This is a genomic window from candidate division TA06 bacterium (genome assembly GCA_016235665.1).
Taxonomy (GTDB): domain Bacteria; phylum Edwardsbacteria; class AC1; order AC1; family EtOH8; genus UBA5202.
Genome location: JACRJI010000016.1, coordinates 181231 through 207979, shown reverse-complemented (window position 1 = coordinate 207979; position 26749 = coordinate 181231). Strand labels below are relative to the sequence as shown.

Here is a 26749-nt window from a genome sequence, read left to right as displayed (position 1 = left end):
TCCTTTTGGTCTTTACCAAAGGGTAACCACATAAAGAGATGGTATGAAAGCCATGGGTTTTCATGAGAATAAGAGACCGACACATATACTGTGGTCTCTGCCACAGGGTCATCACTCAAAAAAATATTTTAGGAGGGATATATGATTCAAAAGATATCGCCAGATAACATGCCGTTATTGTTCCGTAAATATAGCGTCTCAATTACTATAACGATTTGTTTGTTTTTGCTGGTTGGAATAGTTAACCAAGGTGTGAAACCAAAAATTTATTATTGTGAATCTCTGATCATTCTTCCAGAGACAGGGAATAGCCAATTGCGTTCAGACGCAGTTGGAGTGGTAGCCGGCATCATTAATGCTACAGAAACTCAAAGACTGGTAGAATACTATTGGGCGGAATTGAAAACACCCAAAGGGAATTATTATAATTCATTGCAGCAACGCCGTATAAAGGGTGTTTGGGTGGAAAACATAGTTGGTTCAAATAATTGTTTTAAGTTGGTTGTCAAAACAGCCGACGATCCCCAGCTGGCCGTACAAGTGTCAAATAACACTATAGAGTACCTTCGAAAAAATCCGTATGTTAAATCTTGTTACGATGGAGAACAAAAAACCTTGGATCTTGCCATTGAAGAAGTGGACCAATCCGTCAAAAGGGCGCAGGACATCAGAGACGAATTCATCAAATTAGCCCGAAGCCGTGGAATGTTGGGTTTTAATCCGGTAGATCTGGAAGTTAAAATATTTGAACTTAACACAAAAAGGAATAAATTACTCAACGATCAAGCTCGTATGCACAGTTATGAATTTATCCAGCCGCCTGTTGCTGCTGTAGATAAAAATTTAATATTAGTTGCGGCAAAACTTTTTGCCTGGCTGATGATAGGTTCTGTGGTGGGATTATTTGCAGGTATCCTTTATGAGGAAAAAATAAGAAAATCAATAAAAGCAAGCAGGCTGGGCTAATGTCATTTTCGATGGAAATACTGATTTTAGTATGCACATTATTTATTGTAACCACCATTTTTCGTCCCCTTTGGGGTTTATGGGTGGCTATTGCTGCAGCAATTATCTATGATGACAGGCAAATATCGGAAACGGTGTTGTCCCGTCTGCATTTTCAGTCTCCAACAATATTTAATATAAGGATAGCTGGGCTTCAGATTGTTGATTGGATGCTTTTGGCCTTGGCCCTCAGGGTTTTAATGGTATTGCTTGCAAAATGGAATGAACGACAACATTTGCACAATTGGTTTAAAAGACCGGTAGTTTGGGGTCTGGCAGTGGCAACAGTGCCATATGTTTATTCGTTGGTTATTGCCTTTGCTTTAGGCAATCCTTGGAAGGAAATGCTACAGGACATGCAGAATCATGGATATCTTCTATTAATGGCGGGCGTTTCTTTTGCGGTAATGAACAGCTTTGAACAAGCCCGCAAAACAGTGTTTTGGCTGCTGGGTTGGTTAAGCATTAAAACAGTTGTCCTATTAATCCGCTATTTGACAGGAGAAGGTTTTAGCTGGATGTCGGTCTTCAGGGTCACCATTAGCTCTGATTCAATACTACTGTTGATTTTAGTCGGGGCAATGTTGTTCCTGTCACTGAACAACAAAGGGTTGTGGCGGATATCCTTATCATATTTGGCTATTGCCAGCCTTTCTTGTTTTATTTTATTTACGGTAGCTGGCAGGACCGCAATGGTGTTATTGTTTGTGCAAATTGCATTGCTATCACTGTTTATTCCGGCAAAAGCCAGGTTATGGTTCAGTTTTTCACTTTTCTTAATCATTGCCAGTCTTATTTTATATCTAACAACATCAAACCCTGAGCTTGCAAAGTTCTACTGGTGGCGGATCAGTTCGATTTTTGTTTGGAAAAGCACAGCGCTTGGCCAAGGTGGACAAGCACTATCTAACACGGTCAAAGTGCTGGAAATAAAAAACGTTTGTGCCTTATTGCGTCATGAGGGAGCCCTGTTGCTGGGTTTAGGGCAGGGAGCCTCATGGACAACCAAATATTATCAAATCCCAGCATTATACTTAAACGATGCATACGCTCCCGGCGAAGTAAAACATTTCAGCACACATTTGCAGTTACTGAGCCAGTTGCTGAAGATGGGTATTATGGGGGTGGTTTTATATTGGGCCGGGATTGTAGGTTCACTGGTGCAAATGTTCAGGGCAAGTTTACGTTATAAAAAGGATGCGTTGATCATTGTTTCTTTGGGAATGATACCGCTGTTGTTCAACATGTCCAATTATGAACGGCTTTATTTATTTACCGGACTGTTTTTTGGAGTGGCCGTTAAAATGGAATCAGTTTTAAAGGAACAGCCATGAGACTTTATTCTCAAAAGTGCTTTACCCAAGATGTTTGACAGCAATAATAAAGCGTTAAGCTGGCTGACCAGATCAAAACTACGGCAAAATTTTTTATGGCTGATATCCTCGCAGGGAGGGATGATAATTTTGCAGCTGGGCTGGGCTGTCCTGATTGCAAGGATGATCGGCCAAGAGAGTTTTGGGCAATATTCTTTCGGGCTGGCGCTTACTCAAACGGTTGGGGTATTGGCCGATTTTGGACTGAATTTGTTCCTGATCCGGGAGGTATCTCAACATCCCGGGCAACTGAAGAAATACTTGAGCAATGTATTAAGCATTAAGCTGATCACCACATTGGTGGTATGGGCGATTCTGGCCGTTATCATGACGGCAGGTGATTATACCTCAGAAATAATGATCGCTATCGGTATTTTTGCCTTTGCTAATTTCATTCTGGCCCTTAATATGACATTAATATCAGTTTTTAGGGCCAACCAGGACATGCGTTACGAGGCTTTATCCGGCATAATATTCAATCTGTTTAATCTCGCCTTCAGTTTGATTGTGGTCATGTCCGATTTGACTTTAGTGGGTTTAGCGGCGGCATACCTGGCAGCCTCTCTTTTTCAGGCAGTTTATCTATGGAAGGCCTATATTGAACGATGGGGTGTGCCAAAGTTAGGTCTGGACCGGGAATTCATCAGTTTATGGAAAGGGAGGGTAGTTTGGCTGGGCTTAGGGGGGGTGTTTTTTTTCATATACGACAGGGCACCTCAATTGCTGCTCCAGTTTTTTGGAAGTGATGCCCAGGTTGGGACCTATGCTGCTGTTTACCGTATGTTTGTCGGAATATCTATTTTACCGGTGGTAATAGGAAATGTGCTGTTACCGCAGATGTCCAATTTGCTGACCAGCGGCAATAATCAACACATAGCCAAACTATTGCGCCGGGTCATAAACGGATTGCTGCTTGTCGGGATTATTGGCACACTGGCACTATATGGGGCCGCAGGGCCCATTATCAAACTGCTTTACGGGGCAAAATACGCCAGCTCAATCCCCGTGCTTAAGATCATGGCTTGGCAGTTACTATTTACTTTTCCTGGAAGCGTTCTGGGTAGCCTTGTCATTGCCGTGGGGGAAGAAAAATGGTATGCCATATTCATGCTGATGGAGGTGGCCATCAGTCTTAGCCTGGGGTTCTGGCTTATTCCCCAACATGGTCCAGCCGGGGCTGCAATCGGAACTGTGGCGGGCACTGCCTTGGTAAATTTGATTATATTTGCTTTTCTGATTCAATTCTACAGTCCTCTTTTCCGGATCCAGCCGGATCATGTTTCCGGACAATCCATGCAAGAAGATGAAAATATATGAGAGTTGCCTTGGATATTTACCCGATGATTGGCAGGTCAACAGGCATTGGGGAGCACATCAGAACATTAATAAAAGGTCTATCGCTGATTTCTGAGAATGATACTGTCGGATTATATTCAACCTCCTGGCACCGCTACCCCGGTAGCCTGGATTTACCGTCAGGATTTCAGCATAGAAACATAAGATTACCAGGAGTGTTGGCGGAAACAGAGATCTTCCGTGAAATCATCGCTCACCGCCAGCCTTTTTGGGACATAGCCCACATAACCAACTATCGCGATCTGCCAGTCAGGGCCAAGGCCCGGGTAGTAACGGTCTATGACCTGTTGTTCGATATTTTGCCCGACACCTTCCCCAAGGGTGTGGTTTCAAGGTACCGCTCTGCTCTGAGGTCGTCCATTACCAGGGCTGACCATTTCATTGCCATCTCCCAGGCGACCAAAAACGACCTCCAGGAAATTTACCGGGTACCCGAGAGAAAAATTACCATTATCCATCCCGGCCTAGACCCTGAGTTCACCCTGCCTTTTGCCGGCCGGGACCAGGAAATACAAATGGCAAAGAAAAAATACGGCATCGACCGGCCGTATATAATTTATCTGGGGACGATAGAGGACAGGAAAAACATCGTCCGCTTGATCAGGGCCTTTGGGTTGATGAGGAAAAAAAAAGGCATTGAGCATCTTCTGGTCCTTGCCGGGAAAGACGGGTTTGGGGCGGAGCTGGTGGATCGGGAGATAATCGCCCTGGACCTGGGCCAGGCGGTGAAAAAAACAGGCTATATCGCCGGCCCTGATAAAAGGTCCCTTTTGGCCGGGGCGGACATTTTTGTCCTGCCCTCGCATAATGAGGGGTTCGGACTTCCGGTCATAGAGGCGATGTCAACCGGAACGCCGGTTGCGGTTTCAGGGATCGGCGTTTTTCGGGAGGTAGCAGGCCCTGCCGGAGTTTTCTTCGATCCGCTTGATCCGGAGGAAATGTCCGAGAAGATGTTCAGCGTGCTGTCTGATAAAAATTTACGGGACCAGATAATCGACCACGGCCTGAAGCGGGTGGCCGGCTACGACTACCGCCTTGCGGCCGCAGCGCACCGGGCGGTTTACCGGGCCCTGCTGTAAACTTCGCACCCCCCGGGGCGCAGCTGCCGGGTTTTAACAACAAGGGCTCAGCGGTATGGAAAATAAAACATCATTCGGCCCGCAATATTACCGGCGGTATTCCGGCAACCTGTTCCAAACGATTTGGGGGTCAAAGCCGGGGGCTTTGAAGGTGATGAAAAAAATCGCCGGTTCGGGGAAGTTACTGGATGTAGGTTGCGGGATAGGCCGGTTCCTGAATGAGGCCAGCGCCAGGTACGATGCTTTTGGAACGGAGATATCCGAATACGCTTTGATGTCAGCCCGCCATCAGGCCTGTCTAAAAGGACGGCTGACCCAGGCCGATGCCCTGAAGGGCTTGCCTTACCGGTCCGGTTCCTTTGATGTGGTCACCGCCCTGGACATCGTGGAGCATCTGGAACATCCGGAATTATTCATTGCCGAGGCCTGGCGGCTTTTGAGGCCCGGGGGGCTGCTGGTGATCTCGACCCCAAATCCAGATTCGCTAGGCCGGGCGATCAAAAAAGAGCAGTGGTTCGGTTATAGGGACAAGACCCATGTCAGTATCCAGCCGGAGGAATTTTGGCTCAGGCTCGTTTCCAGGGAAGGGCGGTTAAAAAAAATATTTTATGACGGACTTTGGGATAGCCCATATTTTCTAAGAAACGGGTTTTGGGCGTTGCCGGTGGTCCGGGGTCTGGTCGGCCTAGCCCAGAGCCTGACGATAGTCCTGCCGTTCATCGTCATGAACCACCTTGGCCTGGGAAGTTCCAGGCGGTTGGGAGAAAACCTGTGGCTTTTTGCCTGCAAAAAACACGAAGAACGTTAACATGACAGATGTGTTGTTGATAGACCCCTCGTTGTTCACCCCGGCTTACGACTCCTACCTGGTATCGGGGATAAAAGAAACAGGATGCCGGGTCGACTGGCTGGGCTCCAAGGATATCTGGGGCATGCTGAAGGGATACCCAGAGCAGCCACGGGAATATTTTTATCGCGCCACCAACAAGATGTTCGGGACCTCCAGAAGCCCTTTTCGCCAGGGATTTAAACTGGCCGATCATATCAGCGGCATGACCAGTCTGTCGTCGTATGCCAAGAAAGAAAACGCCCAAATCCTCCATTTCCAATGGTCAGCAGTTCCCGAGGTGGACCATTACTATTGGTCTTTTTACAAAAAACAAGGATATCGACTGGTCTACACCGTTCATAATCTTTGGCCGCATAAACAGGGAAGAAACGATCACAAAAAATACCTGCGGCTATACCGGCTGGCCGACCAGCTGATAGTTCATTGCCGGGAAACCAGTAACGGGCTGGCGGAAAAATTCGGAATTGATGAGGGGAAGATCCAGACCATAGCCATGCCGGCCCTGCCGCTGCCGGCCACCGGCGGACCGTCCGGAACCGTGATCAAGGAACAATTGGGCCTGGCATCAAACCGGATCGCCCTTTGCTTCGGCTTCATTGAAGAATACAAGGGTTTTGATCTGGCGATTGAGGCCTTGGCCTCGGCTGCCAATAAGATCCCCAAGGATGTTGTTCTGGTGATTGCCGGCCGGGATGATGCCGGCTGGACCAGGCGCCTGAACGGTTTGATCGCGGAAAAAAATCTGCAAAAAAGAGTGGTGCTTAAACTGGGTTTTATGGAGCAGGCATATTTGAAAGCCCTGATCGAGGCTTCTGGGGTCTGTCTTTTCCCCTACCGGAGAATATCCCAAAGCGGGGCTCTGCTGACCGCCATGGCCGAAGGGCGGGCGGTAGTTGGCTTTGATGTAGGGGGCATTTCCGAGGTGATAGAAAATGGGAAAAACGGCATAGTGGTGCCGTCCGGGGATGTTAAGGCTTTGGGCGAAACAATGGTTGCATTGTTTTCCAGCGACGAAAAAATCTGGGAAATGGGGAAGGCCTCGTTGGAACTGGTGGCAAACAAATACTCATTCATCGCCACCGGCCAGGCCACCCATAAAGTATACCAGTCGATGCTTACATGATAATGAACGAGTCCAGAATAAAGCTTTTGATGATCAGCGGATCATTCCCGCCCATCAAAGACGGAGTCGGGGATTATTGCAGCTGCCTGTGCCGGGAAATGGCAGTGCAGGGAAAACTGGACATAGATATCGTAACTAGCAGCCAAGCCGTAGATCCGTCAATACCCGGCTTGACCGTTCATCCAGTGGTCAACAGCTGGTCCTGGTCCGGACTGTCCCGGACATTAATGGCATTTCACCAGGTGAAGCCGGATATAGTGCATATCCAGTATCCCTCGATCACCTATAAAAGGCATTTGATGCCCAATTTACTGCCTTTGTTTCTGCGGCTGGCCGGCGCCGAAAGGATCATCATTACGCTGCATGGTTTTGGGCTGTACACCTGGCTGGGAAAGCTGAGGCTTTCACTGCCATCGGCATTTTCCCACGGGATCATCACGGTCAGCCAGCACATAAAATTATCCGCCGGGCAGTTTTGGCGCGGTCCTTTGGGGTTTTTAAAAGCCAGGCTGGAAGAAACTGTTTTTACCGGCTCCAGCATAGAAGCTTGCCCAGTGGTCACTGCCGGACGGAAAGTCGAGTTGAAAAACAAATGGGGGGTCAAGCCACATCATCTGGCTGTATCATATTTTGGGTTTATAAATGATGGTAAGGGATTTGATGATCTGCTCAGGGCTTTGAGAATCTGTCTGGACCAGGATCTGCCCTGCCATTTGGTCTGTCTGTCCGATTTTATTCCTGACGAAGACAGCTATCATTTAAAAATAAAACAGCTGTTTGATAGCTTGGGCTTGGGTGGACAGGTTACCTTCACCGGATATCTCTGTCCGCAAGAAGTCGCCGAAGCTCTGGCGTCCTGTGATTATTCAGTGTTGCCGTTCAATTATGGGGCTTCTACAAAGCGCAGCAGCCTATTGGCGGCTCTGGCCTGCGGTTGTCCGGTGATAACCACCAACGATGACAGCCTGCCGCCTTTTTTTGAGAACGGCCGGAATATAGTGTTGGTCCCTCCCCGGGACCCACTCCGGCTAGCCGAGGCCATGATGCATTTGGGAAAAGACAAGACTTTGCTGCAGGGAATCGGGGCCGGGGTCAAAACTTTGGCGGGGTATTTCAGCTGGGACAAGATCGCGGACAAGCATTATAAAATATACCAAAAACACCTAAAAACAGGCCTCAAATGACGGCGCCGGCCAGACCATTCATAAGCATCATTGTTCCCACCTATAACGAAGCAGGATACATAGGCCGGGTTCTGGATGATATTGCCGGCCAGGATTATGATCCTTCAAGATACGAGGTTCTGATAGCCGATGGAAGAAGCTCTGACCGGACCCGGGAGATAGTTGGGGAGTATGCCGCCACCCGGCCGGGCATTAAGATTATCGACAATCCCGGCCGTTTCGTCCCTTTCGGGCTGAATCTGGCCATTAAACAGTCGGTTGGCGAGATCATCGTACGAATGGATGCCCATTCCCGCTACCCACAAAATTACCTGTCGTTACTGATCGAATGGGGTGATCGATTGGGGGCGGATAATGTAGGCGGGGTCTGGATCACCCTTCCGTCAAACGATTCAGCCAAGTCCCGGGCCATTGCTCTGGCACTGACCCATCCGCTGGGGGTGGGGAACGCCCTTTACCGCCTGGGCAGTGGCAAGGTAAAAGAAGTGGACACTGTGCCCTACGGCTGTTATCCCAAAAGGGTTTTTGAAAAGATAGGGTTGTTTGACGAACAGCTTTTACGCAACCAAGACGATGAATTCAATGCCCGGCTCAAAAGATCCGGCGGCAAAATATTCATCATACCCGATATTAAGATCAAATATTTTGCCCGGGAGAATTTCTCCAAACTGGGCAAAATGTATTATCAATACGGTTATTTCAAGCCGCTGGTCAACAAGAAAATAAAAATTCCGGCCAATGCCCGCCAGCTGGCCCCGGCGGCCCTTATCCTGATGCCGGTAGTTCTGTCGGTACTGGCCTGGTGGAATACCGGGTTTGGCTGGGTGGCCTTTGGCCTTCTGTCCATTTATCTGTTGGCGGTAACCGGAGTAAGCCTATCGCTGTCCTCCGGGAAAGTCCCGGGGTTGTTTACAGGTCTGATGGGTTCTTTTTTTACCATACATTTCTCCTACGGCTGGGGCTATCTAAGGGGGATCTGGGATTTCATTTTTTTTAACAAATTGCCCCGAAGCTTAACTGCCAATAGATAGAACTTCAAAGATGAAAGAAAAAACTATCCGCATTTTAGATACGGTCATACAAACTTCGATCGTAGGATTTGCCGCATCCCTGCCGGTCTCCATCGCCTTTTACCATATCTGCCTGGGGGTGGGCGGGGCGGCATTTTTAACCAAGTGCGTGGTCTCCGGCAAATGGCTGGGGCACCGCACTGGTCTGGATATTTACTTTGGATTGTTCTTTGCGTCCTGTCTGATATCCTCCGTTACCTCCCTAAAGCCGTTGGAGAGTTTTATCGGGCTTAAGGAATTCTTTTTGATGATGGCGGTGTACCTGGTGGCTTACAATACAGGGTCTTTTTTGCGGATAAAGGAGATAGCGGCCGCATATTTGCTGACTTCAGCCCTGAGCGGCTTCTATGGGGCAATGCTTTTGGCCGCCGAACCGCAAGGCAGGCTTTTGGGAGCCCAAGGCATGGCCATGACCTCGGGATCGATCTATATGATGTCTTCGCTTCTATCTTTTTGGTATCTGCAGGAGGCCTTGAAAAGGGGGGGGAGCCAAAGATGGCTGGCAGGGGCGGCTTCCCTGGTGATTACCACCAGCATGGTGCTGACCAAAACCATCAGCGCCTGGCTGGGCTGGGCGATCGGGGTGGCAGCCAATCCCCCGTTCAAAAGTAAGCGGCTGGCTTTCACTGCCCTAGCCGTCATGATTGCCGTCGTAGGGGCCATCATCGCAAACTCAGCCAGCCTAGGCCTCAACTATACCAAGCAGCAAACCTGGCAAGCCCGTCTGACGATGTGGAAAATTGGCTGGCAGATCATAAAAGAGCACCCGGTCACAGGGGTGGGGCTGATAGATCTGGGAGAGATTTACCAATCTAAACGCACCTCTCAGGATGTCGCAGAATTTGGTAATCACAGGCGCTACGGCCACCTGCACAACATTTTCATTCATGTCACTGCCATTACGGGCTTTTTGGGACTGGCGGCCTTCGGGATGATGTTTTGGGCCATGATCCGGCTGTTTAGAAAGAACCTCCGGTCCGGACCGCCCGAAAGGGCCGGTTTTTTCGGGGCGGTGTTAGCAGTCACCGCCGCTTTTCTGATCGGCGGCCTGGCTGAATGGAGCTTTGGCGATTCGGAGGTGGTCTCGACGCTGTGGATGGTGACCGGTTTGGCGGTGGCTGCAAGTAGTCTATCGGCCGAACCGGTTAAAAAATCATTTAATACTTGAATGTTTGTTACTAGAACGATGAAGAGAGCATTCGACATAACATTTTCCCTTGCGGCCGTGCTGGTCCTGTTGCCGGTGCTGGCAGCAGTGGCTTTGGCGGTAGTTTGTGATTCCAGGGGCGGGATCTTTTTTCTGCAGGACAGAATTGGGAAGGACGGGAAAACATTCAGAATATTCAAATTCCGAACCATGATTCCGAATGCAGAAAATAAAGGGCCGCTGCTGGCCGTAAGAAATGATCCCAGAGTGACCGGGGTGGGGAAATTTTTGAGGCGCTGGAGCCTGGACGAGCTTCCCCAGTTGCTGAACATCCTGAAAGGCGAGATGAGCCTGGTGGGACCCCGGCCGGAGATCCCCCCCCTGGTGGCAAATTACAGCCCCTGGCAGCGGCAGGTGCTTAAGGTCCAGCCTGGGCTTTCCGGTTTTGCCCAGGTGCTGGGGCGCGACGACATTGAGATGGACACCAAGCTCCGGCTGGACGCCTATTATGTCCGGCACCGCTCCTTCTGTATGGATATCTGGATCATCCTGAAAACAGTGGCCGTGGTGATAGATGGAAAGGGGGCATTTTGACCGCATTGGTTCACCAAGAAATCGAAAGGGTCCGGAACAGCTACAAGCGGCGGGAGGAAACGGTCCCGGCCGGGCGCTACAGCTATTTTAACCCCGGCAGCCTGTTTTTGTACCAACAGCGGGAGCGGGCCTTTTTGGACCTGCTGAAAAGGGAAAATTTAATCGATTTAAGCGGCTTGCGGATATTGGATCTGGGCTGCGGTCACGGGATGTGGCTGAGGGAGCTGTTGAAATACGGGGCCCAGCCGGAAAACCTTACCGGTACGGATATCATCCGGGATAGGCTGGAAGTCTCCCGAAAGCTATCGCCGAATATCGCCGCCGCCCTGGCTGACGGGGCCCGGTTGCCGTTTGCCAGGGGCAAATTTGACATGGTGCTGCAAAGCACGGTGCTGACCTCGATACTGGATCAAGGAATCAAAAAGAGCGTGGCTAATGAAATGGTCCGGGTGCTGGGGCCGAAAGGCGTGATCATCTGGTACGATTTCCGTTATGACAATCCCCGGAACCCAGATGTCCGGGGTATCGGCCGCAAAGAGATACAAAGGTTATTTCCCCAATGCCGGATCCGGACGCAGAAGACCACCTTGCTTCCTCCTTTGGCCAGGGGGTTAGCGGGTGCAAGCCGAAGCCTGTGCGAAGGACTTTCTTGTTTCCCCATTTTACTGACCCATTATCTGGCATCAATCAGACCGGGAGAGAAATGACATGACAATAAAATATCTGGAAAAGAACAAATGGACCCTGGTGCTTCTGGATGCAGCGGCCATCTGTCTGGCGCTGTGGGGGGCTTTTGCCCTGCGCTTTGAGGGGAACATCATAGAGCCATTTCAATCCAACTTCATATCCTTGGCGATACTGGTTGCCCTGCTAAGGATCGCCATATTCTGGTACCTGGGAGTTTACAAAGGTGTATGGCGTTACGTGGGGATGACGGATTTGGTGGTCATTCTCAAAGCCATCTCATTGGGTTCGATCATAATTTTCGCCACTACCTGGTTTGTAGTGCCAGCCTGGGGCTATCCCCGCAGCGTGATCATCATAGAATGGCTGGGCGACGTGATGTTGATAGGCGGAATCAGGATGGCCTACCGGTTGTGGTCCCAGGGCAGGCAGAAGGCCGCCTCCAAGGACAGGACCTATAGCCGGGTGCTGATAGTGGGGGCCGGGGATGCCGGGGAAATGGTGGTCCGCCAGATGCTGGCCCATCCGGAATTCGGTTACCAGCCGGTGGCCTTCGCGGACGACGATCCTAAAAAGCAGGGACAAAAGATCCATGGCATAACCATCGGCGGTGGCTTAAAGGACATCCTGAGGCTGGTGGAGCACAGGAAGGTCGACACCATAGTGATAGCAATTCCCTCAGCTCCGGGTCAAGTGGTCAAGGCTGTGGTGGAACAGTGCCAGCAGGCCCGGATAAAGTTCAAAATCGTCCCTGGCATCCGGGAGATAATCTCGGGCGAGGTCAGTATCAATCAGATCCGGGACATTGAACTGGAGGATCTTTTAAGGCGACCAGCCATCAATATCAACCTGGAGGAAATAGCCGGGTACCTAAGCGGTAAGACCATCCTGGTGAGCGGGGCTGGGGGTTCCATCGGCTCGGAACTCTGCCGCCAGATCGCCACCTTTAATCCGGGAAAGCTACTTTTAGCTGGCAAGGGCGAGAACAGCCTGTATCATATCGCCTCCGAGCTGGCCTTAAAGCACAAGACACTGAAGCTTGTCACCCTGATCTGCGACGTGGCCGACGCCGCCCGGGTGGAAGCCGTCTTCGAAAAGCACAATCCCCAGGTGGTGTTTCATGCCGCGGCCCACAAGCACGTTCCGATGATGGAGCAGAACCCGGGAGAGGCTGTCAAGAACAACATCTTCGGCACCAAGATACTGGCCGAAGCAGCCCTAAAGCATGGGACCGGGCGTTTCGTGTTGATTTCCACCGACAAGGCGGTGAACCCCACCAGCGTGATGGGGGCCACCAAGAGGATCTCGGAGAAGATGATCATGAGCCTGAACGGAAGGGGGAAAACCAAGTTCATGGCGGTCCGTTTCGGCAATGTGCTGGGTTCCAGCGGCAGCGTGGTGCCGTTGTTCAAAAAGCAGATCGCTGCCGGGGGGCCGGTGACCGTCACCCACCCAGACATGGAGCGTTACTTTATGACCATCCCGGAAGCTGTGCAATTAGTGATCCAGGCCGGTGCTATGGGGTCGGGCGGAGAGGTGTTCGTGCTGGATATGGGTCAGCCGGTTAAGATAGTTGACCTGGCAAAAGACATGATAAAGCTCTCGGGACTGGAGCCTGACACCGACATCAAGATAGAGTTCACAGGGCTGCGCAAGGGGGAGAAGCTTTACGAGGAATTACTTACCGCTGAGGAGGGGATCAACACCACCAAGCACGCACAGATCTTCATGGTCAAGGGCAAGCATGCCAGGCTTAATGACCTGCCGGTGCTTTTGCCCCAGCTATATAAGGCAGCTGTGACCGGGGACGAGAGCAAGGTGGTGGCGGCGATACAGAAGGTGATACCGGGATTCCGCAGGGAGGGATGACAAAAAGCCGGGCGGAACACTGGAGACTGAATTTTGAATACAGAATCTTGAACATAGATAATTGAAATGGAAAACAGAGCAAAATGACGCCAGACGAAAAATACTTAAACCGCCCCAAACGGCAGGCCATGCTGCCCTTCTGTCCCCCGGACATCGGGCAGGAAGAGATTGACGAAGTAGTTGATTCCTTGCGTTCCGGCTGGATCACCACCGGGCCTAAGGTGGCGAAGTTCGAGCAGGAACTAGCCGCCTACGTGGGGGCCAAACACGCCATGATGATAAACTCGGCCACCTCCGGGCTGTTCCTGTGTCTTAAAGCCCTTAATATCGGGCCGGGGGACGAGGTGATCACCACTCCCTATACCTTCGCCGCCTCGATCAACGTAATACTGCACGCCGGGGCCAGGCCGGTGCTGGTAGACGTCAATAAAGAAGATTTCAATATAGACCCGGCGCTGATTGCCAGCGCTATAACTCCAAAAACCAAGGCCATCATTCCGGTGCACTATGCCGGCCGCAGCTGCGATATGGACCGTATCGGGGCTTTGGCAAAAAAGCACAACCTGACGGTGATCGAGGACGCGGCCCACGCCATCGGCACCGAGCACCGGGGGAAAAAGACCGGCTCCATCAGCCGCTTCACGGTCTTCAGCTTCCACGCGGTCAAGAATGTGACCACTGGCGAGGGCGGGGCGGTGACCACCGACGACACCGCGATGGCGGAGAAGATAAAGGTGATGTCGCTTCACGGCATGAACAAGGACGCCTGGAAGCGTTACGCCCCCGGTGGCAAGGTCCAGTACGACATCATCTATCCCGGCTACAAGTTCAACATGACTGATCTCCAGGCTGGCCTGGGAATCCACCAGCTGCGGAAGATAGAGCGGACCCTGGAAAAGCGCCGGGCCATCGCCGCCCGTTACCGGGAGGGCTTCTCAGATCTCCCGGAATTGATACTGCCGGGCGAGGATCCAAACGGCCGGAACTGCTGGCACCTTTATCCGGTGCTGCTGGACCTGGAAAAGCTGAGCATCGACCGGAACAAAATGATAGAGCTTCTGAAGCAGGAGAACGTCAGCTCCAACATCCACTACACCCCGGTGCACCTGTTCAGCTATGCCAAAGAATATTTGGGATACCAGCCGGGGGATTTTCCCAATGCCGAGTGGCTGGGAGAGAGAGAGCTGACGCTGCCGTTCTATAACCGGATGACGGAAGATGATGTGGACGATGTGATAGCGGCGGTGCGGAAAGTGCTGACCGGGAACCGTACCTGACGGGATGCGGATACCCGCAGGTCGACGCGGATATTTGTGCTTACGGGACCTTCCCGCTAAAGGCGCCAAAGAACTCTAAAGCATATACAATGGTTTCGCAAGTATCACCTGACAAGCAATTGAATCATCTTAATCTGCGAAAATCTGCGTCCGGAGTGAATATCAAGTACAAAAAGATCATCATTGTGGCCGGAGCCCGGCCCAACTTCGTCAAAGTGTCCCCGCTGCTTAAGGCCTTTAAGGCTTTGCCCAAAGCTAAACGGCCCGGGATTCTGTTGCTGCATACCGGCCAGCACTACGACTATCTGATGTCCAAGGTATTCTTTGAAGATCTGAACATTCCCAAACCGGACATCTTCCTTAACGTCAAGGCCCGCACCACGGCCGGGCAGACCGATGAGATCATTACCAAGTTCCAAAAAGTGCTGGCCGTCCAAAAACCGGACCTGGTGATAGTGGTGGGCGATGTAACGGGAACCATGGCTTGCGCCCTGGCCGCCAAGCTGTCCGGTAACCCGGTGGCCCATGTGGAGGCCGGCCTGCGCAGTTACGATCAGACCATGCCCGAGGAGCTGAACCGGGTACTGACAGATCATATCTCGGACCTTTTGTTCACCAGCTGTCCCGAGGCTTTAGGGAATCTGCTGAAAGAGGGAATTCCCAAAACTAAGATCCATTTCGCCGGGAATGTGATGATCGATACGCTTAAAACTGAAATACCAAAAATAAAAAATAAAAGATGCCTGAACAAACTGGGGTTGGTAAAAGGGGACAGGATACAGCCCTACGTGATTTTGACACTGCACCGGCCCTCCAATGTGGACGACCCCAAGGTCTTGGGCCCCATCGTAAAAGCATTTGAGCAGATCGCCGAGGAAACCACGGTAATATTCCCAGCCCACCCACGAACTCTCGAACGGCTGAAAACAAAGACAAACGGCAGTCCTTCGACGGTTCGGCATTGCTCACCGCAGGCCCCGCTCAGGGTAAAAAATGGGAAATCGGAAATTGGAAATAGTAAAAACAGGCTGAAGATAGTTCTTCCGCTGGGATACCTGGATTTTATAGCGCTGCAGCAACACGCGGTCTGCGTATTCACCGATTCCGGCGGGGTGCAGGAGGAAACAAGTTTTCTGAAGGTGCCCTGCTTTACGGTGCGGCCCAACACCGAGCGCCCGGTTACGGTGGAACTGGGGACGAACAAGGTCATCGGCACGAAGCCCGGAGCGATACTTAAAGCCTGGGGCAAATTCAAAAGCGTACAGCCTACAGCATACAGCAGACAGCGCAAAACTTCGATCCCCAGGTGGGACGGCCATGCGGCGGAGCGGATAGTCAAGACAATTGTCAATGAACAGTGAACGCCAAACAGTATACAGCATACATGTCTAAAGTATTGATCACCGGCGGTTGCGGTTACATAGGCTCGCATGCCAACAAGCTTTTGAGCGAATGCGGCTACGACACCTTGGTAGTGGACAACCTGGTCCACGGTCACCGCGAGTTCGCCGGGTGGGGCCGGTTCATCCAGATGGACCTGGCCGACCGTGAGGGCTTAAGTCAACTGTTGAAAACCGAAAAGTTTGACGCTGTGATGCACTTTGCCGGGTACATTGCTGTGGGTGAGAGCATGTCCGATCCCGAGACCTATTACAAGAATAACGTGAGTTACACCCTGAACCTGCTAGAGGCCATGCTGCGGGCCGGGACCAGGCAGATCGTCTTTTCCTCCAGCGCAGCGGTTTACGGCAACCCGGTGCGGGATCCCCTGGACGAGGATCACCCGCTGGCCCCCATCAATCCCTATGGCCGGACCAAGCTGATGATAGAGCAGGCACTGAGCGACTATTCGGGGGCATACGGCTTAAGGTACGCGGCCCTGCGCTACTTCAACGCGGCCGGGGCAGCGCCAGGGGCCGTAATCGGCGAAAATCATACCCCGGAGACCCATCTGATACCATTAGCCCTGCTGGCCGCTTTGGGAAAGATCCCAGAGGTCAAGATATTTGGCACCGATTACGACACTCCGGACGGTACCTGCCTGAGGGACTATGTCCACGTAGACGACCTGGCTTTAGCCCACCTGCTGGCCCTGGAGCACCTGAGCGGCGGAGGCAAAAGCGACTGCTTTAACCTGGGAAACGGGAACGGATTTTCGGTCAAGGAAGTCATAGGGACGGCACGGAAGGTCTCCGGACGGGAGATCAAGGCCAAGGCGGCCCCCCGAAGGGAAGGCGATCCACCGCGATTAGTGGCCTCTTCGGTGAAGGCCAGGAAGACGCTGGGCTGGAAGCCAAAGTACACAGGTCTGGAGGAGATAGTGAGGACGGCCTGGGAATGGCATTCCAAGAACAGTTAACAATTGACTGGGAACAATTAACGGGAAACTTCAAACGATAAACAGTCCTTCGGCACGGCTTCGATTTAGTTCGGCCTAACAGATAAGAGTAAAAAAGTGAAGTCAGAATATAGAGACAGAAAACTATAAACTGGTTAACTTTAAACGGGAAACTCTAAACGGTAAACGGAGGGAAGAAGATGAAGAAGACCATGTTGTGCCTGATGGTGCTGGCGGGGTTGAGCCTGCTGGTGGGGATCCTGATGAAACTGCATGTCATATCCGGACACATTCTGGGGACGGTGCCCAGTTCCTGGGTACAGCTGGCCATGGTGTTTTTGCTGGGGGCAATTGCGGCTGGGGTGTATGGGGGAGATTGCTGCAAGAAGTAAAGCAATAACTGCAATAAAATATATGCAACGTATTTTACCAAAAGAACTATTAAAATATATAAACGATAAATTACCCTACGATACACTTAGGTACAGATTTGCCAAAGGTATGTTCTGGACCGTAGTCGGCAATATTGTTGTAGCGGTATTGGCTATTGTATTGTCCATATTAAATGCCAGAATGCTGGGCCGAACAGGGTTTGGCGAGTTGGCCATGATCCGCAGCACCGTGGAGATATTCGGCATATTTGCCGGGTTTGGATTAGGGATAACAGCAACTAAATATATCTCTGAATTCAAAAACAAGGATGCCGAAAAAGCAGGCAGAGTGATCGGTTTAACCAACATTTTGGCAATCGGTACCGGCCTCATTGCAACTTTTATTTTATTGCTTTTCTCAAATTATATTACACGAAATATCATTAATGCGCCTCATCTTTCAGGGGAAATTAAACTAAGTTGCGGGCTGTTGTTTTTCAGCACCCTGGCAGGGGCCCAATATGGTGCTTTAACCGGGTTTGAAGCCTTTAAAGTGATAGCCAGGAACAGCACCATTGTTTCGGTGGCGAACTTTATTATTGTTTTGGTGGGGACATACCTGTGGGGACTTAAGGGAGCCATCGCAGGTTTTGTTGTCTCAAGTAGTATAAGTTGTGCGATTAATTATGTGTCGCTGGGGAACATACAAAAGTTGTCCGGGATTAAAACAGATTACAATGACTGGCAAAAAGAGATCGGCGTATTATGGAAATTTTCTTTGCCTTCATTGCTTTCCAATATTATGATAAGCCCGATCCAATGGGTAATAAACGCAATTATGGTCAATACCATAGGAGGCTATGCGGAACTGGGCCTGTTCAACGCGGCCAATCAATGGCGTAATTCTTTGTTGATATTTCCCCGCTGGGTGGGCCAAACTGTTACTCCAATTCTTTCGGATAAATACGGAACGGGCGATAAAAAAAGCGTCAGGCATTTGATCCTTATAAATTTAGCGATCAATCTGGCCGTGGTTGTTCCCACCGCCATTATAATTGTATTTGGTAAAAACATAATAATGCAAAGTTACGGGAAATCTTTTGCAGGCGGCAACACCACTTTATTAATACTTGCAATATCAGCGGTTTTTGTAACGGTACAGATGCCATTGGGGCATACCATAGCAGCTTCAGGTAAAATGTGGCTGGGTTTTATTTTAAATGGCATAACAGGATTAACTCTAATAGGTATATTCTTTATCTTTAAGGAAAAGGGTGCTTTGGGGCTGTCGTATGCTTACCTGTTTGCATATTTATTGCATATAGCGTGGACGTTATTGTTGACTCGTAATATGACGCACACTCAAAAAACGATCAAACATGTTTAGCTTTTTTAAAAAATGCGGTTATGTCTGCGCTATCTCTCTGGTTGTTGTAATCCCCTTTCAAGGATATCTCAGGGGTATTACAGGTTTAAGCATTACATTGGCTGAAGTGTTGGCAAACCTGGCGGTATTGTTTTATTTGCTTACCAATTTAAAAACAATAAATGCATGGCCCAAATATACACCGTACAATATTATTATTATACTTTATCTGCTAGCCCGGGCCATCAGTTTTTTCACCTCCCCGGAACCTGCTTTAACCCTAGCTGATTATTTGGTTCTGCTAAGCAGTTTGATGTTTTACTTGGCAGGGTTATATGCAGCCGATAATTACGACCAAGCCTTTTTCATGTTAAAATTATTATTATATGTATCGGTTGTTTCAACTTTGCTGGGGTTGACTCAGGTTGTCTTGGGCTCTGGTTGGACATCGTCACTTATCAGCAGTAAAATTGGTGGGTTGATTTACGGAGACTACGCCCAGTATGCATCTAAGATGGGAGGTTGGTACTGGCAGCCGGTGGCAGCCGGCGGTTTGGCTCGGTCTATAGGTCCGTTTTTTTACGCCAATCCTTACTGCGTATATCTGGGCGTGATATCATCTTTTGCAGTAATATTGCTGTTGGCTGAAGACGAAAAAAACAAATGGCATTGGGCAGTAATTCTAGCGTTTGCGATAATCAACATTATCCTGTCTCAATCCCGAGCTGGTATTATGGCCGTAGGAATACTAGCAATATTTCTTTTAATTGTATTTTTCAAACGGTCAAATAAAACCCAGGTGTTTTATATTACGATTTTCAGCGTTTTAGTAATTACATTAGTAATGTGGGCTTTACCCTATGGCACTAAACAACATATTTTAGTGTTTACCCAAACGCCAGTACAAGAATTTTCACGTTGGGCTATTTATCAAACTTATTATTCTAAAATAATAGAAAATATCTGGTTTGGCCAGGGCTATAATTATTCATTGCTGGTCAGGGGTTACAGTCAGGGACCTACTGCAATACATGCCCACAATCTATTCTTACAGGAAGCTTGGTCTTATGGAATCTTCCCTGTATTGGTGTTTGTTCTGTTGAATACTGTCTGGCTATTTGTAATAATAAAAGCATATAAAAAACAAAAGGATAAACATAAAAAAGCTGTTTCCTTGGGTTGTATTGTTGCCTTAAGTTGGTTTCTGTTGCAAAGCCTTTTTGACTACACTTTTAATTATAATCAACTGAGGGAACTATATTGGGTTTTGTTGGGTTTATCAATCAATATTACAAAAGACAATTGAAATGATTTATTTAATATTTATATTGATGGTTTTGCTTGGCTATGTTATTGTCAAGGGTGGTTCAATCTATCAGGCAGTAGCCTTGTTGCAGTTCATAGTGCTAATGTTTGTATTGATAGGTGGAATATTTAATAAGCATAAACAATGAAATTATTATTAATTGCAGGTGATTATTTGCCTAATATCGGCGGGGTTTCTATTTTTATTGATGGGATAGCCGAAAGCATGGCACTGGCAGGCCATAGGGTTTGGGTATTAGCCCCTGATATGGCTGGTAAAAATGATGCCAGCCTGCCATACAGGGTAATACGGTATAAAAGGACAAAGAGGATGTCTAATCTTTGGCCATGTATAGTTACTTTTTATCTATGTTTAACAAATAAAATTGATGTTTTATTATACGGCCATGCAGTTAGCACCCTAAGTGCAGGGGGAACACTTGCACGAAAATTCAATTTGACTCACTTGGCGGTTCTTACACATGGAAATGACCTGGATTACGCAGTGTCCTGTGATTTAGATAAATATTATCTTGATTGTTTGTTTAGAAATGCCGATCTTATATTGGCAAACAGCAATTATACAAAAGACAAGGTGGTACAAAAATATCCAAAGGTAGTATTAAAAACAAAAATACTAAACCCCGGTGTGTGGCCGGATCGAATTAGCCAACACAAATTGGATATCACATGCAACACTGAAGCCTATACTGTTGTATTGACGGCCGGGAGGCTGGTACCCAAGAAGGGTATTGACGATTTAATAAATGCATTTGCTTTAGTGGCGGCCATACATCCCAAAGCGATTTTAAAGATAGTTGGTGACGGACCAGAAAGAGAGAATCTTGAGACTTTAGCTTTGAGATTGAAGTGTTCGGATAAAATTATCTTTACCGGTGCTAAGTCGGCAAATGAGGTTTATACCGAGATGAAGCAATGCAGTTATTTTGTTTTACCTTCAAAAATTGTAGGCAGGGATGTTGAGACCTTTGGAATAGTTTATCTGGAAGCCAATGCTTGCGGCAAAGCTGTTATAGGAACCCAGCAAGGTGGTGTGCCAGATGCTATAGAAGACGGCGTTACAGGAATTTTAATAGAACCAAACAATATTAAGCAACTTTCTAAGGCTATGCTAAGACTAACAGAAGATAAAGCATTGCGAGATCGAATGGGAAACGCCGGTCAGATAAGGGTAAATAATATATTTACATGGACAGCAATCTCTAAAAAACTTGAAATGTATTTAAAAACCATAAATACGATGGGTAATTGAAATGGGTGAACAGGAATTATATTTCGATAAATTCTTAACAAATGACCATGCCAAGCAAGTATCAGTTGTACGTTTTATCGATAAAATATTGAAGAAATTAAAACCAGGAAGCAATGTTTTAGATTTAGGGTGTGGCCGGGGTGAAACAGAGAAAATATTCAAAAATATCAACCCCAACATTATTTGGATAGGGATTGATATTGAAGATTCACCAGAAGTGAGGGAGAGAGTCAATGAAAGCAAAAATATAATGACTTACGACGGTACAAATATTCCAATGAACGATAATTCTGTTGATGTTATTTATACTAGGCAGGTATTTGAGCACGTTGAACATCCAAATGAATTAGTAAAAGAGATTATTAGAATACTAAAGCCAGGTGGTAATATAATTGGTTCAGTTTCACAGCTTGAACCTTTCCATTCCTTTAGTATATTTAATTTCACAATATACGGGGTGTGCAAATTGTTCAATCAAGAAGGATTAGTGCTGAAGGAAATACGTCCAGGCATTGATGGTTTAACATTGATCATTAGACGGGGGTTGAATAGACCAAAGTTATTTGATCGTTGGTTCGACAATGAATCACCGTTAAATCGGTTGATAGATAATTTAAGTTGGCTACGTAAGTGGGACGTAAAAAAAACAAATCTTGTTAAATTAGTGTTCTGTGGCCATATTATATTTTGGGCAACTAAAGGCCCCCAAAAGTAGATTGTATAACTGTAATTATTGAGGTCTTTATGATTGGGAAAGAATATTATAGTCAAAATAAATATGACGAAAACTATTTTAAGCAAATGGCTCCTGGCAACTATGAATATTTCTGCAATAACAAAGGTGCTAAGCTACTATGTTGTCGTTTAAATGATTTATGTAAAGTGAAAATTATGCCTGGAATGAAAGTGTTAGATATCGGATGTGGACGTGGTGAATTGGTTATGTATTTAGCCTATAAAGGCGTTGAGTCATTCGGTTTTGATTATGCATATGAGGCTATTAAAAAAGCAAAAGAATGTTTTGACTTCTACAGTAATGACGTTAAACAAAGATTCATGATAATACAGGCTTGTGCAGAGTCAATGCCCTTTAATGGTGTACTATTTGATAGAATTATGAGTTGGGCCAATGTTGAGCATTTATATCAATGGCAATGGCTTGAGTGTTTACGACAGTCATATTACATCCTAAAAGATGACGGAGTAATAGTGATAGGTACACACCCAAATGAGTGGCTACAAAAACATGTATATATGGCTACACGCCATATTAGGCAGATAGTCCAAATGAAGAAACTGAAAAGTTCTAATGAAAGGCAAGTAGAAGAATGTAAAGCCGGTCATGTTAATATAAAAAACCCGCTTGCTTTGAAAAATGATTTACAGTCTGTGGGTTTTTTCACAAAAGTATACGTTACAAGGCGAAACAATATAGATAATCTACCAATACCATATAGAACTTTAATAGTTGTGTTGGAAAGTATCCCATTATTAAAATGGGTCTTTAGAGATAATATAGTTGTAGTTGGTGCAAAAAATAAAGAGGTATTGAGCAAATTTATAAAAATGTCTAGTAAAGACATTGTGGGTTGTGTGTAGATGAAAAAAAGAATATTCTATTATTCAGATCAGTGGGATGATAAATGGCGTAGGCGCCAGCAGATTGCCATGCGTCTTTCAAAATTACCGGGGGTAGAAACATTATATTTTATCGAATTGCCATTAAGCGGCACTTCACTTATTAAATACCTGACGGGCAGGGCAGATAAAGAATCCGCCCAAAGGTGGTCAAGGGTTTTTAAAGCGGGTTTTGCTTTTGATCTTGGGAAAATAACAATTATCACCCCATTTTCTATCCTGCCCTATTTTACCACCGGGGCATTGAAGGGCTTGAATTTATCTATAGTAAAATGGAGCATATTTTCCAAACTGCCCAAAGGTTTTAAACCGGACGTATTCTGGGCCAGTCTGCCGTTTGATGCACTATGGCTAAAATGTTTTAAAGAGTATAAACTTATTTACGATTGCAGCGAGCAATTCAGTGAATTTGATAATTGGCGGAACATCAAAAAAAGTATAATAGAATGGGATAACCAGCTAACCAAGGAAGCTGACCAGGTATTTGTCCAAACAGAATATTTGAGAGATATCAAAACCCCGCTCAATAAAAACATTGCAGTAATGCCAAATGCGGTGGACGAAAAAGTGTTTTCGCTCATAACCGACGGGGATTTATATAATAGTCTAAAAGATATACCCAAACCGGTATTGGGATATGTGGGCAGTATAAATTACCGATTGGATTTGGAACTTATCAAGGCCATTGCCAAAGAAAAACCTGATTGGAGTATTGTCCTGGTCGGAAACAAAAGCCTGGACGCCCAGATTGACTGGCCTAAAAACGTATATTTTATAGATGGGATGGAATATACGCAAATGCCTGGCACAATTGCTTCATTTGATGTTTGTCTGTTACCGCATTTGGCAAACAAACTAGTAGACAGCGAAAGCCCCATAAAGCTTTTTGACTATATGGCTACCGGTAAACCAATAGTAAGCCAGAACCTGGCCGGGGTAAGGCCGTACAAGGATTATGTGTATCTGGCAGAAAACAAGGATCAGTTCATTGCCGCCATAGAAAAAGCGCTTAAAGAGGATGAGACCAGTCAGACAAAGAGAAAAGAATACGGCCTTACCCAAAATTGGGACAACAGGGTAAATCAGATCAAGGATTATTTATGAAAAGAATAAAAGCCTTCATATTCTATTTTGGGATGTACGTCATTAATCAATTTGTTAATGCCTGCCCTTTCTGGATCATTCGCAGGTTGGTATACATTCTTATCCTAAAGGCAAAGTTCGGTTCCCGTTCGGTCATACAACGTAACTGTCATTTTGACTTTAAACATTTCGGCAAGCTGTCATTGGGAAAGAATAGCGTTATAAATCACCATTGCCATCTGGACTTTAGGGCTGGGATAACTATGGGTGACAATGTTAATATCTCGCCCTACGTGAAAATATTCACCTGGCAGCATTTGCCGAATGATCCCATGTTCAACACGGAGAAGAAACCTGTAATAATAGAGGATAGCGTTTGGATATCCTCGGCTGCCATGATTCTGCCCGGGGTCAAGATAGGCAGGGGCGCGATAGTGGCAGCCGGTGCGGTAGTAACAAGAGACGTGACGGAATTCACTATAGTTGCCGGTATCCCGGCCAAGCCGATAGGAACACGCAGCCGGGAGATGAACTATAAATTAGAATATATATTGCCTTTTCAGTGATAAAAAATCTTATAGTATTTCTTTCGCCCGATTGGGAACTATCCTATCGGGCCAGTATGTTTAACGAGATAGCCCGCCAGTTGGCTGATAGTAACGGGCAGGTTGTTTGCTTTAACCGGCCAATTTTTATGCTTACAGATCTGTTCGGTAATATTAAACGGTGGCGTAAGGTATTTGAATCAGAGCCCCAAAAACACGGCAATAACTTGTCAGTTAATAGACCAAAATTATACATCCATCCACTTATTGCCCGGCATATACCTTTTGCTCAGAAAATTCAAAAGAGCATATATAGAAGCCAGGTAGAAAAACTCTTAAAAAACAGGGGATTTTTACCTGACAATACTGTCTTATGGCTGTCGCATCCGTATCAATTAATGGAAATGGACCTTCCGGCTAACTATAAAGTGGTTTACGAAAGATACGACAAATATGAAAAGGCAGTAGGCCTAAGTCCTGATTTGGCCGGGTTGGTGTTTACATTGGATCATGCATTGGTAAAACGAGCCGACTTGATCATAACCACGGCGTCAAAGCTTGCCGAAGAATTAAACGGGGCTAAGGAAAAGACCCATAATTTGCCAAATTCCGCAGATTATGAATATTTCTCCGGAGTTGGAGCCGCCGAAGATTTAAGGGCCAATTTAACAAAAGGCATAATAAAACCTGTCATAGGTTATTTGGGCACTATCCACGAAGGTTTGGACGCGGAGCTGTTGCTGAAACTGGCCGAATTAAAAAAGGAATGGACTTTTCTTTTGGTGGGGCCGGTTCAAAGCAGAAAGATGGCGGAGACCCCCATTTTCAATGAATTAAAGGGCATGCCTAATGTGATCTTAACCGGCTGGTTGGATTGGGCTGTTTTGCCTGGTTACCTTAAGTTGTTTGATGTGGGAATAATACCATACAGATTGGATTGCGAATTCAATAAATATGTTGATCCCAATAAGTTCCATGAATATATGGCGATGGGTTTGCCGATAGTATCCACCTCCTTACCCGAAATGAGCAAATATGAAGAATGGGTGGAAATGGCTGATAACACGGAGGCATTTGCAGGTTCTATAGAAAAGGTCCTTAAGGATAACGATGAAAGCAAAAAGTGTAAGAGAAAGAACTATGCTAGGGAAAACAGTTGGGTACAAAGGGCTTCTAAGATAATCCCTTTGATGGATAAGATTGTATGAAGATATGTTTTGTTCATCCCAAGATGATGTCCTTTGTGAAAAAGGATCATGACATTTTATCCGACTTCCACCAAACGGTAAATGTTGAAAGCAATTCATTTCTGCCGTCAGTCAGTTTATTCAAAGCCGTATTGAACTGCGATCTGGTCTTCTGCTGGTTCGGGAAAATGCAGGCGTTTTGGGCCGTTCTATTTGCCCGAATGTTAAACAAAAAATCAATCGTTGTCGCCGGGGGGGACGACGTCGCCAATGAACCAGCCATCGGTTACGGTCTTTATGCAAAATGTTGGAAAAGGTGGTGCCCTGACTACGTCTTTAAGCATTGCGATCTGGCCCTATCCGTTTCTAATTTCAATCGGACTGAATCTATAAAAAATACCGGGGCCAAAGAAAACAAGGTTAAATGCCTTTATCACGGTTTTGGCAAAGAACCGTTGCCTCAAAACCCCAGAGTTAATGACGTGATAACAGTCGGCCGGATTACCAGGGAAACGGTAATTAAAAAAGGCCTTAAGCTGTTTGTCCAATCAGCTTCCTTATTGCCGGATATAAAATATTACCTGATAGGTCCCAGCCATGATGGCAGTGTGGAAGAATTGAAAAAGATCACTCCGCCAAATGTAACTTTCACCGGCGGGTTATACAATGAAGATCTTGAAAACTGGTACGCCAAGGCCAAGGTGTACGTTCAGGCTTCATACCACGAATCCTTCGGCTGTTCAGTGGCCGAGGCCATGCTGGGCGGGTGCATTCCGGTTGTCTCCCGCATGGCGGCCCTGCCCGAAGTAGTCGGCGATACCGGCATCTACATAGAAGAACAAACCCCGGAAGCCGTGGCCGAGGCCATTAAAAAAGCCCTGGCCCTGCCGAACGGATACGGCCTAAAGGCCCGGCAAAGAATAATTGATGTTTTCCCTCTGGAAAAAAGGAAGGCAGCATTGCTTCAAGCCGTAGAAGAAGTAATGGCCGGCAAATAAATCATGTTAATCCTGTCAAAAATTTATTGCAGCC

General features: G+C 47.3%; 25 protein-coding genes. All 25 read left to right on the top strand.

The window, feature by feature from the left end; all coding sequences use genetic code 11:
- The first annotated feature begins 141 nt into the window (after positions 1–141).
- The 25 genes from HZA73_11290 (at position 142) to HZA73_11170 (ending at position 26715) form a co-directional block, all read left to right on the top strand.
- Complete coding sequence (locus tag HZA73_11290; GenBank protein ID MBI5806604.1) at positions 142–966, top strand: hypothetical protein; 825 nt, start codon at positions 142–144, stop codon at positions 964–966.
- Positions 966–2339 (top strand): hypothetical protein, encoded by a 1374-nt coding sequence (locus HZA73_11285; protein ID MBI5806603.1) that lies wholly within the window; start codon positions 966–968, stop codon positions 2337–2339. Before HZA73_11290 ends, HZA73_11285 begins: the two co-directional genes overlap by 1 nt.
- Before the next feature lie 30 nt (positions 2340–2369).
- A complete protein-coding gene (locus HZA73_11280) occupies positions 2370–3695 on the top strand; it encodes a flippase (GenBank protein ID MBI5806602.1) in 1326 nt (441 codons plus the stop codon).
- Positions 3696–3889: 194 nt separating this feature from the next.
- Positions 3890–4813, top strand: coding sequence for a glycosyltransferase family 4 protein (locus HZA73_11275; protein ID MBI5806601.1), 924 nt, complete (start codon positions 3890–3892; stop codon positions 4811–4813).
- A gap of 55 nt (positions 4814–4868) precedes the next feature.
- Positions 4869–5621 carry a class I SAM-dependent methyltransferase gene (locus HZA73_11270; GenBank protein MBI5806600.1) on the top strand — a complete coding sequence of 251 codons (753 nt, stop codon included), beginning with the start codon at positions 4869–4871 and terminating at the stop codon, positions 5619–5621.
- 1 nt (position 5622) lies between these two features.
- Entirely contained in the window at positions 5623–6786 is a 1164-nt protein-coding gene (locus tag HZA73_11265; GenBank protein ID MBI5806599.1) for a glycosyltransferase family 4 protein, read from the top strand.
- Positions 6787–6788: 2 nt separating this feature from the next.
- A complete protein-coding gene (locus tag HZA73_11260) occupies positions 6789–7970 on the top strand; it encodes a glycosyltransferase family 4 protein (GenBank protein MBI5806598.1) in 1182 nt (393 codons plus the stop codon).
- The gene (locus HZA73_11255; GenBank protein ID MBI5806597.1) at positions 7967–9001 is read left to right on the top strand and encodes a glycosyltransferase family 2 protein; all 1035 of its coding nucleotides are present in this window, start codon (positions 7967–7969) and stop codon (positions 8999–9001) included. Before HZA73_11260 ends, HZA73_11255 begins: the two co-directional genes overlap by 4 nt.
- A gap of 10 nt (positions 9002–9011) precedes the next feature.
- Entirely contained in the window at positions 9012–10208 is a 1197-nt protein-coding gene (locus HZA73_11250) for an O-antigen ligase family protein (protein MBI5806596.1), read from the top strand.
- Positions 10209–10226: 18 nt separating this feature from the next.
- A complete protein-coding gene (locus tag HZA73_11245) occupies positions 10227–10781 on the top strand; it encodes a sugar transferase (GenBank protein MBI5806595.1) in 555 nt (184 codons plus the stop codon).
- Positions 10778–11488 carry a class I SAM-dependent methyltransferase gene (locus tag HZA73_11240; GenBank protein ID MBI5806594.1) on the top strand — a complete coding sequence of 237 codons (711 nt, stop codon included), beginning with the start codon at positions 10778–10780 and terminating at the stop codon, positions 11486–11488. Before HZA73_11245 ends, HZA73_11240 begins: the two co-directional genes overlap by 4 nt.
- Position 11489: 1 nt before the next feature.
- A complete protein-coding gene (locus HZA73_11235) occupies positions 11490–13334 on the top strand; it encodes a polysaccharide biosynthesis protein (protein MBI5806593.1) in 1845 nt (614 codons plus the stop codon).
- An 83-nt stretch (positions 13335–13417) separates the two neighbouring features.
- The gene (locus HZA73_11230; GenBank protein MBI5806592.1) at positions 13418–14611 is read left to right on the top strand and encodes a DegT/DnrJ/EryC1/StrS family aminotransferase; all 1194 of its coding nucleotides are present in this window, start codon (positions 13418–13420) and stop codon (positions 14609–14611) included.
- 89 nt (positions 14612–14700) lie between these two features.
- Positions 14701–15972 carry a UDP-N-acetylglucosamine 2-epimerase (non-hydrolyzing) gene (wecB, locus tag HZA73_11225; protein ID MBI5806591.1) on the top strand — a complete coding sequence of 424 codons (1272 nt, stop codon included), beginning with the start codon at positions 14701–14703 and terminating at the stop codon, positions 15970–15972.
- A 23-nt stretch (positions 15973–15995) separates the two neighbouring features.
- Positions 15996–16970, top strand: coding sequence for a UDP-glucose 4-epimerase GalE (gene galE / locus HZA73_11220; protein ID MBI5806590.1), 975 nt, complete (start codon positions 15996–15998; stop codon positions 16968–16970).
- Positions 16971–17149: 179 nt separating this feature from the next.
- Positions 17150–17341: a hypothetical protein gene (locus HZA73_11215; GenBank protein ID MBI5806589.1), complete on the top strand. Its 192-nt coding sequence runs from the start codon at positions 17150–17152 to the stop codon at positions 17339–17341.
- Positions 17316–18707: an oligosaccharide flippase family protein gene (locus HZA73_11210; protein MBI5806588.1), complete on the top strand. Its 1392-nt coding sequence runs from the start codon at positions 17316–17318 to the stop codon at positions 18705–18707. Before HZA73_11215 ends, HZA73_11210 begins: the two co-directional genes overlap by 26 nt.
- A gap of 97 nt (positions 18708–18804) precedes the next feature.
- Positions 18805–19992 carry an O-antigen ligase family protein gene (locus tag HZA73_11205; GenBank protein ID MBI5806587.1) on the top strand — a complete coding sequence of 396 codons (1188 nt, stop codon included), beginning with the start codon at positions 18805–18807 and terminating at the stop codon, positions 19990–19992.
- Positions 19993–20136: 144 nt separating this feature from the next.
- Complete coding sequence (locus tag HZA73_11200) at positions 20137–21264, top strand: glycosyltransferase family 4 protein (GenBank protein ID MBI5806586.1); 1128 nt, start codon at positions 20137–20139, stop codon at positions 21262–21264.
- Between the two features lies 1 nt (position 21265).
- On the top strand, positions 21266–21979 hold the full coding sequence (locus HZA73_11195) for a class I SAM-dependent methyltransferase (GenBank protein ID MBI5806585.1): 714 nt from the start codon (positions 21266–21268) through the stop codon (positions 21977–21979).
- A gap of 29 nt (positions 21980–22008) precedes the next feature.
- Positions 22009–22863: a class I SAM-dependent methyltransferase gene (locus HZA73_11190; GenBank protein MBI5806584.1), complete on the top strand. Its 855-nt coding sequence runs from the start codon at positions 22009–22011 to the stop codon at positions 22861–22863.
- Positions 22864–24006, top strand: a complete 1143-nt coding sequence (locus tag HZA73_11185) for a glycosyltransferase (protein ID MBI5806583.1) — start codon at positions 22864–22866, stop codon at positions 24004–24006.
- The gene (locus HZA73_11180) at positions 24003–24551 is read left to right on the top strand and encodes an acyltransferase (GenBank protein ID MBI5806582.1); all 549 of its coding nucleotides are present in this window, start codon (positions 24003–24005) and stop codon (positions 24549–24551) included. Before HZA73_11185 ends, HZA73_11180 begins: the two co-directional genes overlap by 4 nt.
- A 56-nt stretch (positions 24552–24607) precedes the next feature.
- The gene (locus HZA73_11175; GenBank protein MBI5806581.1) at positions 24608–25738 is read left to right on the top strand and encodes a glycosyltransferase; all 1131 of its coding nucleotides are present in this window, start codon (positions 24608–24610) and stop codon (positions 25736–25738) included.
- Positions 25735–26715, top strand: a complete 981-nt coding sequence (locus HZA73_11170) for a glycosyltransferase family 4 protein (protein ID MBI5806580.1) — start codon at positions 25735–25737, stop codon at positions 26713–26715. Before HZA73_11175 ends, HZA73_11170 begins: the two co-directional genes overlap by 4 nt.
- The last annotated feature ends 34 nt before the right edge of the window (positions 26716–26749 follow it).

Excerpts from the sequence above, each read along its gene's own strand:
- HZA73_11290 (MBI5806604.1), top strand. The coding sequence starts at position 142 with ATGATTCAAAAGATATCGCCAGATAACATGCCGTTATTGTTCCGTAAA.
- HZA73_11285 (MBI5806603.1), top strand. The coding sequence starts at position 966 with ATGTCATTTTCGATGGAAATACTGATTTTAGTATGCACATTATTTATT.
- HZA73_11280 (MBI5806602.1), top strand. The coding sequence starts at position 2,370 with ATGTTTGACAGCAATAATAAAGCGTTAAGCTGGCTGACCAGATCAAAA.
- HZA73_11270 (MBI5806600.1), top strand. The coding sequence starts at position 4,869 with ATGGAAAATAAAACATCATTCGGCCCGCAATATTACCGGCGGTATTCC.
- HZA73_11265 (MBI5806599.1), top strand. The coding sequence starts at position 5,623 with ATGACAGATGTGTTGTTGATAGACCCCTCGTTGTTCACCCCGGCTTAC.
- HZA73_11260 (MBI5806598.1), top strand. The coding sequence starts at position 6,789 with ATGAACGAGTCCAGAATAAAGCTTTTGATGATCAGCGGATCATTCCCG.
- HZA73_11255 (MBI5806597.1), top strand. The coding sequence starts at position 7,967 with ATGACGGCGCCGGCCAGACCATTCATAAGCATCATTGTTCCCACCTAT.
- HZA73_11250 (MBI5806596.1), top strand. The coding sequence starts at position 9,012 with ATGAAAGAAAAAACTATCCGCATTTTAGATACGGTCATACAAACTTCG.
- HZA73_11245 (MBI5806595.1), top strand. The coding sequence starts at position 10,227 with ATGAAGAGAGCATTCGACATAACATTTTCCCTTGCGGCCGTGCTGGTC.
- HZA73_11235 (MBI5806593.1), top strand. The coding sequence starts at position 11,490 with ATGACAATAAAATATCTGGAAAAGAACAAATGGACCCTGGTGCTTCTG.
- HZA73_11230 (MBI5806592.1), top strand. The coding sequence starts at position 13,418 with ATGACGCCAGACGAAAAATACTTAAACCGCCCCAAACGGCAGGCCATG.
- wecB (MBI5806591.1), top strand. The coding sequence starts at position 14,701 with ATGGTTTCGCAAGTATCACCTGACAAGCAATTGAATCATCTTAATCTG.
- galE (MBI5806590.1), top strand. The coding sequence starts at position 15,996 with ATGTCTAAAGTATTGATCACCGGCGGTTGCGGTTACATAGGCTCGCAT.
- HZA73_11215 (MBI5806589.1), top strand. The coding sequence starts at position 17,150 with ATGAAGAAGACCATGTTGTGCCTGATGGTGCTGGCGGGGTTGAGCCTG.
- HZA73_11210 (MBI5806588.1), top strand. The coding sequence starts at position 17,316 with ATGGGGGAGATTGCTGCAAGAAGTAAAGCAATAACTGCAATAAAATAT.
- HZA73_11200 (MBI5806586.1), top strand. The coding sequence starts at position 20,137 with ATGAAATTATTATTAATTGCAGGTGATTATTTGCCTAATATCGGCGGG.
- HZA73_11195 (MBI5806585.1), top strand. The coding sequence starts at position 21,266 with ATGGGTGAACAGGAATTATATTTCGATAAATTCTTAACAAATGACCAT.
- HZA73_11190 (MBI5806584.1), top strand. The coding sequence starts at position 22,009 with ATGATTGGGAAAGAATATTATAGTCAAAATAAATATGACGAAAACTAT.
- HZA73_11185 (MBI5806583.1), top strand. The coding sequence starts at position 22,864 with ATGAAAAAAAGAATATTCTATTATTCAGATCAGTGGGATGATAAATGG.
- HZA73_11180 (MBI5806582.1), top strand. The coding sequence starts at position 24,003 with ATGAAAAGAATAAAAGCCTTCATATTCTATTTTGGGATGTACGTCATT.
- HZA73_11175 (MBI5806581.1), top strand. The coding sequence starts at position 24,608 with ATGTTTAACGAGATAGCCCGCCAGTTGGCTGATAGTAACGGGCAGGTT.
- HZA73_11170 (MBI5806580.1), top strand. The coding sequence starts at position 25,735 with ATGAAGATATGTTTTGTTCATCCCAAGATGATGTCCTTTGTGAAAAAG.